The organism is Parasphingorhabdus sp. (assembly GCF_036964565.1).
GTDB lineage: Bacteria > Pseudomonadota > Alphaproteobacteria > Sphingomonadales > Sphingomonadaceae > Parasphingorhabdus.
Window position 1 is genome coordinate 319,461 of the sequence record NZ_JBALTN010000004.1, and the last position, 13,137, is coordinate 332,597.

General features: G+C 61.4%; 11 protein-coding genes. 5 read left to right on the forward strand and 6 right to left on the reverse strand.

Going from position 1 to position 13,137, the window contains the following annotated elements:
* Nucleotides 1-53: 53 nt before the first annotated feature.
* The 5 genes from V7650_RS07585 to V7650_RS07605 all read left to right on the forward strand — a co-directional run bounded on the left by V7650_RS07585 (nucleotide 54) and on the right by V7650_RS07605 (nucleotide 5,999).
* The gene (locus V7650_RS07585) at nucleotides 54-1,226 is read left to right on the forward strand and encodes a phosphoserine transaminase (protein WP_335655649.1); all 1,173 of its coding nucleotides are present in this window, start codon (nucleotides 54-56) and stop codon (nucleotides 1,224-1,226) included.
* 102 nt (nucleotides 1,227-1,328) lie between these two features.
* Nucleotides 1,329-2,912: a phosphoglycerate dehydrogenase gene (serA, locus tag V7650_RS07590; RefSeq protein WP_335655650.1), complete on the forward strand. Its 1,584-nt coding sequence runs from the start codon at nucleotides 1,329-1,331 to the stop codon at nucleotides 2,910-2,912.
* A gap of 65 nt (nucleotides 2,913-2,977) precedes the next feature.
* The gene (locus tag V7650_RS07595) at nucleotides 2,978-4,093 is read left to right on the forward strand and encodes an ATP phosphoribosyltransferase regulatory subunit (RefSeq protein ID WP_335655651.1); all 1,116 of its coding nucleotides are present in this window, start codon (nucleotides 2,978-2,980) and stop codon (nucleotides 4,091-4,093) included.
* Between the two features lie 13 nt (nucleotides 4,094-4,106).
* Nucleotides 4,107-5,396: an adenylosuccinate synthase gene (locus V7650_RS07600; RefSeq protein WP_335655652.1), complete on the forward strand. Its 1,290-nt coding sequence runs from the start codon at nucleotides 4,107-4,109 to the stop codon at nucleotides 5,394-5,396.
* An 18-nt stretch (nucleotides 5,397-5,414) separates the two neighbouring features.
* Nucleotides 5,415-5,999, forward strand: coding sequence for an NADPH-dependent FMN reductase (locus tag V7650_RS07605; protein ID WP_335655653.1), 585 nt, complete (start codon nucleotides 5,415-5,417; stop codon nucleotides 5,997-5,999).
* A gap of 6 nt (nucleotides 6,000-6,005) precedes the next feature.
* On the opposite strand, the gene V7650_RS07610 is transcribed toward V7650_RS07605, so the two are convergent.
* From V7650_RS07610 to V7650_RS07635, 6 genes are all read right to left on the reverse strand, one after another.
* On the reverse strand, nucleotides 6,006-7,244 hold the full coding sequence (locus V7650_RS07610; protein WP_335655654.1) for a dicarboxylate/amino acid:cation symporter: 1,239 nt from the start codon (nucleotides 7,242-7,244) through the stop codon (nucleotides 6,006-6,008).
* 73 nt (nucleotides 7,245-7,317) lie between these two features.
* Nucleotides 7,318-9,117, reverse strand: coding sequence for an SLC13 family permease (locus V7650_RS07615; RefSeq protein ID WP_335655655.1), 1,800 nt, complete (start codon nucleotides 9,115-9,117; stop codon nucleotides 7,318-7,320).
* A 73-nt stretch (nucleotides 9,118-9,190) separates the two neighbouring features.
* The gene (gene aroC / locus V7650_RS07620; RefSeq protein WP_335655656.1) at nucleotides 9,191-10,258 is read right to left on the reverse strand and encodes a chorismate synthase; all 1,068 of its coding nucleotides are present in this window, start codon (nucleotides 10,256-10,258) and stop codon (nucleotides 9,191-9,193) included.
* 70 nt (nucleotides 10,259-10,328) lie between these two features.
* Nucleotides 10,329-11,132, reverse strand: a complete 804-nt coding sequence (fabI, locus tag V7650_RS07625) for an enoyl-ACP reductase FabI (RefSeq protein WP_335655657.1) — start codon at nucleotides 11,130-11,132, stop codon at nucleotides 10,329-10,331.
* 66 nt (nucleotides 11,133-11,198) lie between these two features.
* Nucleotides 11,199-12,149, reverse strand: coding sequence for a YihY/virulence factor BrkB family protein (locus tag V7650_RS07630; protein WP_335655658.1), 951 nt, complete (start codon nucleotides 12,147-12,149; stop codon nucleotides 11,199-11,201).
* 2 nt (nucleotides 12,150-12,151) lie between these two features.
* Nucleotides 12,152-13,075, reverse strand: a complete 924-nt coding sequence (locus V7650_RS07635) for a J domain-containing protein (RefSeq protein ID WP_335655659.1) — start codon at nucleotides 13,073-13,075, stop codon at nucleotides 12,152-12,154.
* Nucleotides 13,076-13,137: the final 62 nt, after the last annotated feature.

Below are 13,137 nucleotides of genomic sequence, written 5' to 3' on the forward strand. Positions count from 1 at the left end.
CCGGGCCACGCGGTCCCAACGCCGCGCGAGCTCTCTGTAAGGAGAAGCGTTAAATGACTAATACGACTGTACCGACGCCCGAGCTGCGTCCTGACTGCCCGAATTTCTCTTCGGGTCCGACCGCCAAATTTCCCGGCTGGTCCCTCGACAAGATCAACACCATCGCCATGGGCCGCTCGCATCGCAGCGCCACCGGCAAGGCTCGGCTGAAATATGCCATTGACCTGAGCCGCGAGCTGCTGGGCATACCCGACGACTATCTGATCGGCATTGTCCCGGCCTCCGACACCGGAGCTGTCGAACTGGCGATGTGGAACATGCTCGGCGCACGACCGGTGACGGTTGCCGCATGGGAAAGCTTCGGCAATGTCTGGATCCAGGACGCGGTCAAGCAGCTGAAGCTGCCGAACCTCACCGTCCTTGATGCCGATTATGGCGAGATTCCCGACCTGTCCAAGATCGACAAGGGCGACGACATTGTCTTCACCTGGAACGGCACGACCTCGGGCGCGAAAATTCCCGATACCGACTGGATCGCCGACGACCGCGAAGGCGTAACCATCAACGACGCGACCAGCGCCGTCTTTGCCCAACCGATGGACTGGTCCAAGCTCGACGCCACCACCTACAGCTGGCAGAAGGTCATGGGATCGGAAGCCGGCCACGGCATGCTCATCCTCAGCCCCCGCGCGGTCGAACGGATCGAGAGCTATTCGCCGTCCTGGCCGCTGCCGAAAATCTTCCGGGTGAAGAAGGGCGACAAGCTCAACACCGCGATTTTCGAAGGCGCGACGATCAATACGCCGTCGCTGCTGGCCACCGAGGACTATATCGCCTCGCTGGAATGGGCCAAGTCGATCGGCGGACTGCCCGAACTGCACGCCCGCGCCGACCGCAACGCCCAGATCGTCCATGACTGGATTGCCGCCACGCCGTGGATGCGCAACATGGTGAGCGATCCGGCGAAATGGACCAACACCGGCGTCTGCATGGTGTTCGAGGGCGAGTGGTATGAAGGCCTGGATGATGATGCCAAGGCATCAGTGCCCAAGAAGATTGCCGGCATGCTCGAGAAAATGGACATTGCCTACGACTTCAACGGCTACCGCGATGCGCCGCCGTCGCTGCGCATCTGGTGCGGCTCGACCGTCGAGGAAGAGGATGTTCGCCGTCTGCTGCAGTGGATCGAATGGGCCTATGCCCAGGTGAAATCCGAGCTTTCCTAGCTTTGTGTCGCCCCGGCCACGGCCGGGGCCAAAAGCCCAGCACGATTGATAATGCAGGCCGCCGCGCGCGGGCCTGACCATTCCCGAGAAGGAATCCAGAATATGCCAAAAGTACTTATATCCGACAAGATGGACCCGAAAGCCGCCCAGATCTTCCGCGAGCGCGGATGCGAAGTCGATGAAATTACCGGACAGACCCCGGAAGAACTGATCAAGATCATAGGCGAATATGACGGCCTCGCGATTCGTTCCTCGACCACCGTCACCCCGGAAATCCTGGCAGCGGCGACCAATCTGAAAGTGGTCGGTCGCGCCGGTATCGGTGTCGACAATGTCGATATCCCGGCGGCTTCCGCCAAAGGGGTCGTCGTCATGAACACGCCCTTCGGCAACAGCATCACGACCGCGGAACATGCCATCGCCCTGATGTTCGCGCTTGCGCGCCAGTTGCCGCAGGCCGACGCCTCGACCCAGGCCGGCAAATGGGAAAAATCCAAATTCATGGGGGTCGAGCTGACGAGCAAGACGCTCGGCCTGATCGGTGCCGGCAATATCGGTTCGATCGTGGCGGAGCGCGCGATCGGCCTGCGGATGAAGGTTGTCGCCTATGACCCCTTCCTGACCGAGGAACGGGCCGTGGAAATCGGCGTGGAGAAGGTGTCGCTTGATGATCTGTTGGCGCGCGCCGACTTCATCACCATGCACACGCCGCTTACCGACCAGACCCGCAATATCCTGTCGGCGGAAGCCTTGGCGAAAACCAAGCCCGGCGTCCGGATCATCAACTGCGCGCGCGGCGGCCTGATCGATGAGACCGCCCTGAAGGATGCGCTGGAATCCGGTCATGTCGCGGGCGCCGCGCTCGACGTTTTTGCGCAGGAACCGGCCAAGGAGAACGCGCTGTTCGGGACACCCAACCTGATCTGCACGCCGCATCTCGGCGCTTCGACCAGCGAGGCCCAGGTCAATGTCGCCATCCAGGTGGCGGAGCAAATGGCCGATTATCTGGTCAATGGCGGCGTCGAAAACGCGCTCAACATGCCAAGCCTGTCGGCCGAACAGGCACCCAAGCTCAAGCCCTATATGGCACTGGCAACCCAGCTGGGATCGCTTGTCGGGCAACTGGCAGCCGACCAGATCAAGGGCGTCGCCGTGGAAGTGGAAGGTGCGGCCGCCGAGCTGGATCAGAAGCCGATAACGGCAGCGGTACTGGCCGGACTGATGCGCGCCTACAGCGATACCGTGAACATGGTCAACGCGCCCTATCTGGCCAAGGAACGCGGCCTCGATGTCCGTGAAATCCGCCACGAACGCGAGGGCGACTATCATACTTTGGTCCGCGTTTCGGTCACCACCGACGAAGGCGAGAAATCGGTGGCCGGCACCCTGTTCGGATCCTCCGGCCCACGGCTGGTCGAAATGTTCGGGATCAAGGTCGAGGCCGACCTCGAGGGCGATATGCTCTATGTCGTCAACCAGGATCAGCCCGGTTTCATCGGCAGCGTCGGTTCGACACTCGGCGCCGCGGGTGTCAATATCGGAACCTTCCATCTGGGCCGCCGCAGCGATGCTCCGGGCGGCGAAGCTGTGCTGCTGCTGTCGATCGATTCGCCGGTGGAAGAGACCGTGCTGTGGGCCGTCTGCCAGCTGGAAGGCGTCAAGACGGTCAAGGCGCTGAAGTTTTGATTCGATAGCCGCCGAGCCAAGAAAAAGGATGGCCTGAGCATCTGCTTGGGCTATGGAGCAGGGCCATGCGAAAGCGATCCAATCTCTTGCCCGAAGGGTTTCATGACGCGCTGCCGCCTTATGCCGAGGCGGCGTCGCGACTGGAACGCGATGTCCTCGATACCCTCGCCAGCCACGGCTATGCCAGGGTGACGCCGCCACTGGCCGAATATGAGGACGGCCTGACCGAACGGATGCAGGGCGCGGCGCGCAGCGACCTGATGCGCTTCGTCGATCCCATCTCCCAGCGCACGCTGGCGCTGCGGCCCGACATGACGATGCAGGTCGGGCGGATTGCCGCAACCAGCATGGCGGACCGTGCCCGTCCGCTCCGGCTCAGCTATTCGGGGCAAGTCATGAAATTGCGTTCCGGGCAATTGCAGCCGGAACGCAGCAGGTTGCAGATAGGCGCAGAACTGATCGGCACGGACAGCGTCGTTGCCGCGAGCGAGATCGTCTCGGTCGCGATCGAATCGCTGCAGCGTGCAGGCGTCGCCGGCATCACCGTCGACTTCACCATGCCCGACCTGATCGACATTCTCGCCGCAGGGCCGTTGCCGCTGAGCCAGGCCCAGATAGATGAAGTGCGCGGCGAACTGGACATGAAAGATGCCGGCGGCCTCGCTGCCATGGGCGCATCCGGCTATCTGCCGCTGATCGAGGCAACGGGTCCGTTTGAGGAGGCGATGGCGAAGCTGCGCGCTTTTGATCGCGATGGCCTGCTCGGTTCGCGACTGGACGGGGTTGCTCGGATAGCGAAGAGCATCAAGGGCAAGGTGAATCTGACCCTCGATCCGACCGAACGCCATGGTTTCGAATATCAGAACTGGTTCGGGTTCACGCTCTATGCCGACAGTTTCATCGGCGCACTGGGACGGGGCGGCAGCTATGAAATTGCGCAGGTCGACGGCGGATCCGAAGCGGCGGTCGGCTTCTCGCTATATCCCAATCCGTTGATCAATGCGGGTTTCGGTGCCCAGTCCACCGACCAGGTATTCCTGCCGCTGGGCCATGACCATGAGGTCGCAGCCAGGCTCCGGGCAGCGGGTTGGCGGACCGTTGCGGCCCTGTCGAAAAAGGACCAGGCCCAGGCACTTGGTTGCTCACACATATTGAACGGCGACCAGCCGCAACCCTTGTAGGAAAGACTCTAATATGGCCAATGTAACGGTAATCGGCGCGCAATGGGGCGATGAGGGCAAGGGCAAGATTGTCGACTGGCTGTCCGAACGCGCCGATGTCGTGGTCCGTTTCCAGGGCGGCCACAATGCCGGCCACACGCTGGTGGTCGACGGCGCTGTCTACAAGCTGTCGCTGCTGCCCTCGGGCATCGTCCGCGGCGCCTTGTCGATCATCGGCAACGGCGTTGTGCTTGATCCGTGGCACCTGCGCGACGAGATCAAGAAGCTGGAAAGCCAGGGCGTCACCATCAATACCGACAATTTTGCCATCGCCGAAACCTGCCCGCTGATCCTGCCGATCCACCGCGACCTCGATGCGATGCGCGAGGACGCCAGCGGCAAGGGCAAGATCGGCACCACCCGGCGCGGCATCGGACCCGCCTATGAGGACAAGGTCGGACGCCGGGCGATCCGGGTCTGCGATCTCGCCCATCTCGATGATCTCGGACCCCAGCTCGACCGGCTGTGCGCGCATCATGACGCGCTCCGCGCCGGCTTCGGCGAACCACCTGTCGACCGCGAGCGGCTGCTGGCGGACCTCAAGGAAATTGCCGACAGCGTACTGCAATATGCCCAGCCGGTCTGGAAACGGCTCAACGAGGCCCGCCGCGAGGGCAAGCGGATCCTGTTCGAAGGCGCCCAGGGCGTGCTGCTGGATGTCGATCACGGCACCTATCCCTTTGTCACCAGCTCCAACACCATATCGGGCACGGCGGCGGGCGGCTCCGGCATAGGCCCGTCCGGCACCGGTTATGTTCTCGGTATCACCAAGGCCTACACGACCCGCGTCGGCTCCGGCCCGTTCCCGACCGAACTGGATGACGAGGTCGGCCAGCGGCTCGGCGAACGCGGTCACGAATTCGGCACGGTCACCGGTCGCCAGCGGCGCTGCGGCTGGTTCGACGCGGTGCTGGTGCGTCAGGCCCTGGCGGTCTCCGGAGTTGCGGGCATTGCGCTCACCAAGCTCGACGTTCTGGACGGATTTGCCGAACTGAAAATCTGCGTCGGCTATGACCTGAACGGCGTCACCTACGACTATTTGCCGCCCCATCACCAGGACCAGTCGGCGGTCAAACCGATTTACGAAACCATGGAAGGGTGGAGCGAGTCCACCGCCGGCGCCCGCAGCTGGGCCGATCTGCCAGCCCAGGCGATCAAATATATCCGCCGCGTCGAGGAACTGATCCAGTGCCCGGTCGCACTGGTGTCCACGTCACCGGAACGCGACGACACGATTCTGGTGACCGACCCGTTTGCGGACTAGCACTGAAAGGATAGCGACATGCACATTGCGATTTTCTACGGTTCCTATCGACAAGATCGCAATGGCATCGCCTATGCCGAATATCTGGCAGGGGCGTTCCGGCAAGGGGGCGACGATGTCGATCTGGTCGACGCCAAACAGGTCGACCTGCCGATGCTCGACCGCATGTACAAGGAATATGAGAAGGGCAAGGCGCCCCCGGCAATGGAGCAGGTGGCGACCATCATCCGCAACGCCGACGGCTTTGTTTTCGTCGCGGGAGAATATAACTGGGGCGTCCAGCCGGGCCTGAAAAACCTGACCGATCATTTCCTCGAGGAATGGTTCTGGCGACCGGCTGCGATCGCCAGCTATTCCGCGGGGCCGTTCGCCGGCATGCGGGCGATGATGCACTGGCGGGCCATTCTCGGGGAAATGGGCATGGTCGTCACATCGAGCCCGCTGGCGCTGGGGGGCGTGCACAAGGCCTTTAACAAAACAGGCGCTCCCGTCGGCAGTGACGGGGAGCGGCTCGAACGCAATTTCCCGAAATTTGCCGATGATCTGCGCTGGTGGGCCGAGGCCGCCAAGGCCCAGCGTTCGAGACAGGCTCCGCCCTACTAGCCGCCGCTATATATCATCGGCGGAGATGAGTTCCTCCCGGTCCAGCTCGCCGGTCATCGCCGCCACCGTCACCGCAACCGCCGCATCGCCCGAGACATTGGTGGTCGTCCGCATCATGTCCATGATCCGGTCGACCCCGGCGACAAAGGCGATGGTTTCCAGCGGCACGCCGACGCTGCCGAAGACCAAGGCCATCATGATCAGGCCGGCACCCGGGATCCCGGCCGCGCCGATCGCACCGAGCGTGGCGGTTATCGAGATCATGAAATAGTCGCCCCAAGACAGGTCGACGCCGAATATCTGCGCGCCGAACAGCGTCGCCAGCCCCAGATACATGGCGGTACCGTTCATGTTGATGGTGGCGCCGAGGGAGATCACAAAGCTCGAGACACTGGGCGAAACACCGAGATTTCGCTCCGCACAGCGCAGGGTCACCGGGAGCGTCGCATTGGACGAAGCGGTCGAATAGCTTACCGCCATCGCATCGACAATGCCGCGGAAAAAACCGATCGGTGGCAGCTTGGCAAGAAAGCGGATCATCGCCGAATAGACGATCAGGATGATCAGCAGGCAGCCGAGGTAGTTCAGGCCGACCAGCTTGGCGAGGCTGAGCAGTGCGTCGATGCCGAAGCTGCCGGCGACCCAGGCCATCAGCGCAAAGACGCCAAACGGCGTCAGTTCCATGACGATCATCGTCACCTTCTGCATCACGATTGCGCCGGAATCGAATATCTTCGCGGCCGGTTCGCCGTCTTCCTTCGCCATCAATATGCCGATGCCGATCAGCAGCGCAAATACGATCAATGGCAGGACCTGCACGTCCGCCATCACCTGAACCGGGCTTTCCGGCACGATCGAGAGGATCATGTCCGTCCAGCTTGTGGCGCTAGGCGTCGGGGTCACGCCCATCGTGATGCCGCTGGTATCGACACCGATGCCCGGCTTGATCAGCGTGCCGAGCGCGAGGCCCAGCCAAACCGCTATCTGTCCGGTGACGATGAAGAGCAGCATTGCCCGGCCCCCGACCGCGCCCAGCTTGCGCAGATCGCCGATCGCTGCCACGCCCGAGACCAGAGAGAAGAAGATCAGCGGAACGACCAGCATCTTGATCGATTTGATGAAGAAATCGCCGATCCACTTTATGGCTTCCGATTCCGGTCCCCAGACCAGGCCGGTGATCACGCCGAGGATCAAGGCTGCAATCACGCGCTGCCACAGCGGAATCTTGAACCAGAATGCCAGCATGTCGTATCCCCCGTTACTTATCCTGCCCTTGCCTATCGACAGTGCCGGGGCGCGGCAAGCCTTTACGGCAGCGCTACATCCAGAAGCTGATTGCCAGACAGGTGGACAGGCCGACGCCGAAGGTCAGCGGAATGCCCGCCTTGAAGAAATCGGTGAACCGGTAATTGCCGGCCGCATAGACCAATGTATTGGTCTGATAGCCGATCGGTGTGGCAAAACTGGCGGATGCAGCAAACATGACCGCTATCACCAGGGGTCGGGGGTCGACCCCTAGATCCGTACCGAGAGCGATGGCAATCGGCGTGATGATGATCGCAACCGCATTGTTGGTGACAATCTCGGTCATGATCACCGACAGGATGTAGATTGCAAACACCAGGCCCCAGGGCGGCACCTCGCGGAGAAACGGCGTCAGTTCGGCCACGATCAGATCGACGCTGCCGGCCTGCTCGAGACCGAGCCCAACGGCCAGCATGCCAAAGATCAGAACCAGCACGTTGCCGTCGATCGAACCCCATGCTTCTTCCGCGTCAATGCAGCGGGCCAGAAGGATTGCGCCAACCGCGAGGATTGCAGCAACTGCCAGAGGGACAATATTGAGGGCCGCCAGCAATACCACGGCCATCAGGGCCCCTATTGCAATCGGCGCGCGGTCCCGGCGAAACGCCCGAATCTTTGTCTGGCCCACTCCGAAGAGATTGGGGTTCTGGTACATGCGGGTGATATCTTCGGTCGAGCCCGTGACCAGCAGCCGGTCGGCCGCGTGGATGCGCGCGTTGGTCAGGTCGGAGCGCGGCAGGTTGCGATAGCGGGTCATGCCCAATATGCGGACATTGAGCTGGGACAGAAAGGGAATGTCGAACAGCCGGTTGCCGATGCTGGGATGGCTCGGTGCCACGGTGGCCTCGACCAGCTCTTCGCCAAGCGGACCGACATCGCCCTGGTGAACGATACCGACCTTGAAATCCTCCGACTTGCGCAGCGAGATCAGCTCCGCCAGGTCCAGCTGGACGACGATCCGGTCGCCGGCGCGCAGTTCATGATAGTCCAGATCATGACGGATATAGCGGTTCAGCCGCTTCACCGCCGTTACCTCGAGCCCGGCCCGCCGCAGTTCCGGTACCGCGGAGAGCTTCCGGTCAATCACCGATGCACCGCGGCGCACGGTCAGTTCGGTGAGAAAGTCGCTTTCGTCGTTGCTGTCGAAATGGCCTTTGACATCCCCGCCGGGAAGCAGCCAGCTGCTGAAGAGGACCATCATCACCGTGCCGGCGGTGGCGGCGATCAGACCATAGGGAGTGATCTCGAAAATGCCGAACCCCCCCAGCCCCTGATCCCGCGCAACCGCATCCACAATCAGGTTGGTGGATGTGCCGATCAGGGTGGTCGTGCCACCCAAAATGCAGATGAAGCTCAGGGGAATCAGCAGCTTCTTGGAGGAAAAGCCGGTCGCTCGCGACAAGCGCAGGATGATCGGGATCAGCACGATCACGACCGGGGTGTTGTTCATGAAGGCAGAAGCCAAGAACGCGCCTAGAAACATCTCGGCCACCGCCAGCTTCGGGCGGCGCTTGGCTCGCTTGATGATGAAGCCGGCGATTGCATCGATCGTTCCCGTCCGCAGCAACGCACCCGACAGGATGAACATCGCGGCGATGGTGATCGGCGCGGTATTGGAGAACACCGAAAACAGGCCGTCGGAGTCGATGATCCCGAGAAACAGGAACATGCAGGCGCCGAGCACTGCGACAACCGCCGCAGGGAAACGCTCCATGATGAAACCGGCGAACAGGAACGCCAGAATCACCAGGCCGATCACCGCCTTGTGGGCCTGGATATATTCATCGATAACGTGAAGGATCAGGTCGATCATAGATCTCTCACAATGACAGGCAGTGCCAAAAGGTTCGGGCAGCCCCGCGCAATACAGGCAGCGCGATGCCGGATCATCCGCATTGCGCCCGATGGAGCAATTTCTGGTCGGCGAGCACCAAGGCCATCATCGCCTCGACCACCGGAACGCCCCTGATGCCGACGCAGGGATCGTGGCGCCCCTTGGTGACGATTTCCGTTGCCTCACCCTCGCGGGTGATTGTTTCGACCGGAGTCAGGATCGAGCTGGTCGGCTTGAAAGCGACGCGACAGAAAACCGGCTGACCAGTGGATATGCCTCCGGCGGTCCCTCCGCTATGATTGGCGAGAAATTCCGGACCATTTTCGCCCGGCCGCATCGCATCGGCATTCTCCTCGCCGCGCAAGCGGGCGGCGGCAAAGCCATCCCCGATCTCGATGCCCTTGGTCGCGTTGATGGTCATCATCGCGGCGGCCAGCTCGCTGTCCAGCTTGGCATAGACCGGCGCGCCCCATCCGGCCGGGACCCCGACCGCTTCACAGGCGACGATCGCGCCCAGGCTGCTACCGTCCTTGCGCGCGCCATCGACCAGTGACTCCCATCGCCTGGCGGCCTCCGCATCGGGGCAAAAAAACGGGTTGTTGCCGATTTCATTGGCGTCGAAACGGGCCGGATCAATCGCGTCGCCGCCAATCTCGGCAACCCATGCCCGAACCGTCACTTCCGGAATCACCAGCCGCGCTACCGCGCCGGCAGCAACACGGGCAGCGGTTTCGCGGGCGCTGGACCGGCCACCGCCGCGATAATCGCGAAAGCCGTATTTCTGGTCATAGGCATAGTCGGCATGACCGGGACGATAGGCCTTGGCGACATCGCCGTAATCCTTCGACCGCTGATCGACATTCTCGATCATCAGCGAAATCGGTGTACCCGTCGTCCTGCCTTCAAACACGCCCGAGAGAATCCGGACCTGGTCCGGTTCCTGTCGCTGGGTCGTATATTTGGACTGACCAGGGCGCCGTGCGTCGAGAAACGGCTGGATATCCGCTTCGCTTAGCGACAGCCCCGGCGGGCAGCCATCGACCACCGCACCGAGCGCGGGTCCGTGGCTTTCTCCCCAAGTGGAAAAGCGAAAGGCGTGACCAAAGGTGTTGAAACTCAAAGCTCGCTCTCCGCGTTCATAAACTTGTTTCTGTTTTCAATGGGGATCATCCACGAACAGGCGGAAATGATCAATCCAGCGCAATGTCGGGCGCGTCTTCCTGCTTCATGCCGACGACATGATAGCCGCCGTCGACATGATGGGTTTCGCCGGTGACACCGGACGACAGGTCGCTGCAAAAATAAAGACCCGCGCCACCGACATCCTCGATCGTCACATTGCGGCGCAGCGGCGAGTTATATTCATTCCATTTCAGGATATAGCGGAAGTCGCCAATGCCGCTGGCTGCCAGCGTCTTGATCGGGCCGGCGGAAATCGCGTTCACGCGGATATTGTCAGGGCCGAGGTCGTTGGCGAGATATTTGACGCTGGTCTCCAGCGCCGCCTTGGCCACGCCCATGACATTATAGTGGGGGATGACCTTTTCCGCACCATAATAGCTCAAGGTGACAATGCTGCCGCCGTTCGGCATCATCGCTGCCGCGCGCTGGGTCACGGCGACGAGCGAATAGGCGGAAATGTTCATCGTCATCAGAAAATTTTCGAGGCTGGTGTCGACATATTTGCCGCGCAGCTCGTTCTTGTCCGAAAAACCGATCGCATGAACGACGAAATCCAGCGTATCCCAGCGGGCCTTGAGCTGGTCAAACGCCGTATCCAGCGCCGCCATGTCGGACACATCGCAATTGATCAGGAAATCGCTGCCCAGTTCGGCCGCCAGCGGTTTGACGCGCTTTGCCAGCGCCTCTCCCTGATAGGAAAAGGCCAGTTCTGCACCAGCGCCGGCGAGCTTCTGGGCGATGCCCCAGGCAAGCGACTTGTTGTTGGCAAGCCCCATGATCAAGCCGCGCTTGCCCTTCATTAACTCAGTCATCGCCCCGGTCTCCTGAAATCATATAATCGTCGTTGATAAACGCTATCCGGATGATTTTCCAGCGTATCATTCGGAAATCCCGTTTCTCCAGGGCCGTTCGGCGAGCGCTGCGTTGATCTCTGCGCCGATCACCATGCCCAGGCCAACCAGATAGAAGAAAACGAGCGTGATGATGACCCCCGCCAGGCTGCCATAGGTGAGCTGGTAATTGGCCGCATATTTGAGAAATACCGGCAGCAGGCCGGTGATCAGCAGCCACCAGCCGCTGATGAACACGGCACCAGGCCATTTCGGATATTGGCGAGGCCGGTACTGGCGCGGGGTGAGCAGCCGGAACAGGAAATAGAGGGTCGCGAACAGCACGAGAAACGGCACGACGTTGGACAGGGATATCCACAGCGCACTGGTTTGGATCGCCTGATAATAGTCGCCGAGAAAGCCGCTGATGCCCGCCAGCACAAATTGGGCACTCAGCGCAAACATGGCCACAAAAACCGAGACCAGAATGAGCAGGATCGAGGTGAGGCGATATTCCCAGAAAGGTCGCTGCGCCTCGACGCCATAGGCACGATGCAGAATCTCGCGGATGGTCTCGATCAGGCTGGTCGTTGTCCACAGGCCGACGATCGCGCTGAGCCAGAGCAGGGGGCCGGTGCGCGCGGTCATCGCGTCTCTTATCGGGTCGTGCAGCGCGCTTGCGACAGAGGGCGGTACCGTGACCAGAAACGCCTCGACAAATTCTGTTCCGACATCGGTCTGCCCGAAGCTGCCGATGATGGCAGCGGCGATGATGAAGAAGGAAAACACGGCAAGCAGGGACATATAGGCAAAATTGCCCGCGAAGGTGAAACCGTCGTGATAGACGCCAACCGCGGTGCGCTCTGCGATGATCAGCGCACGGCGGACCGGGCTTTCACCCGCCAGATCCTCGGCCGCCCTGTTGGCCGCTGGCCCTGTCTCGCCCTTGTCATGGTGCCGGGCCTCGGGCGAAAGTTCGGACAGGTTGCTCCGCGCCAAGCCTATACACCCATGCTGGCGCGCGGTTTGTCCTGCGGGTCCCAGTCTTTGACGAATTCCGCGAGCTTGTGATCGTCTGTTGGCAGCTCGATCATCAGCGTGACCAGCTGATTGCCGCGCACCCCGGACTTGGCGTGGAAGCCCTTGTTTTTCAGCCGCAGCGTCTTGCCGGAATTCGAACCGGCGGGGATCGACAGCATTACGGGGCCGTCGACGGTCGGTACCTTTATCCTGGCGCCTTCCACGGCCTCTTTCAGCGTGATCGGCAGTTCCAGCACGATATTGTCGCCATCCCGCTTGTAGAAGGGATGCGGATTGATATGGATGGTGACGATGGCATCGCCATTGCCGCCCGGTCCCTGCCGACCCTTGCCGCTGAGCCGCATTTGCGTGCCTTCTTCGACGCCCTTAGGCAGGCTGAGGTCGATGGTCTTGCCATCTTCCAGCGTGATGCGCTGTTTCTGCAGGGTGGCCGCAGCGACGAATTCGACCTTCAAACGATAGGCGACATTGGCCCCCTTGGGCGGGGGCGCACTGCGCTCGCGACCACCGAACGGGGCACTGCCCCTTCCGCCTCCGCCAAAAAGCCCTTCAAATATATCACCAAAGTCCGCCCCGGCATTGCCGAAATCGAACTGCTGTCCGCCAGGGCCGCGCTGGTAGCCGCCGCCCCCGCCCCCGCCAAAACCGAAGGGTGCGGTGGGATTGCCTTCCGCGTCAATCTCGCCCCGATCAAATTGCGCCCGCTTGTTCTTGTCAAGAAGCAGGTCATAGGCCTTGGTAACGTCCGAGAATCGCTCGGTCGCCTTCGGATTGTCCTTGTTCTTGTCGGGATGCAGCTCCTTCGCGAGCTTGCGATAGGCGCTTTTGATTTCCTTTTCGTCTGCGCCCTTGGCAACGCCCAATGCTTGATAGGGATCGATCATTCCTTAGCCTTTTTCAAATCCTTACCATGCAGAGATTGGAATTTTCCGCTGATTGTCAACTC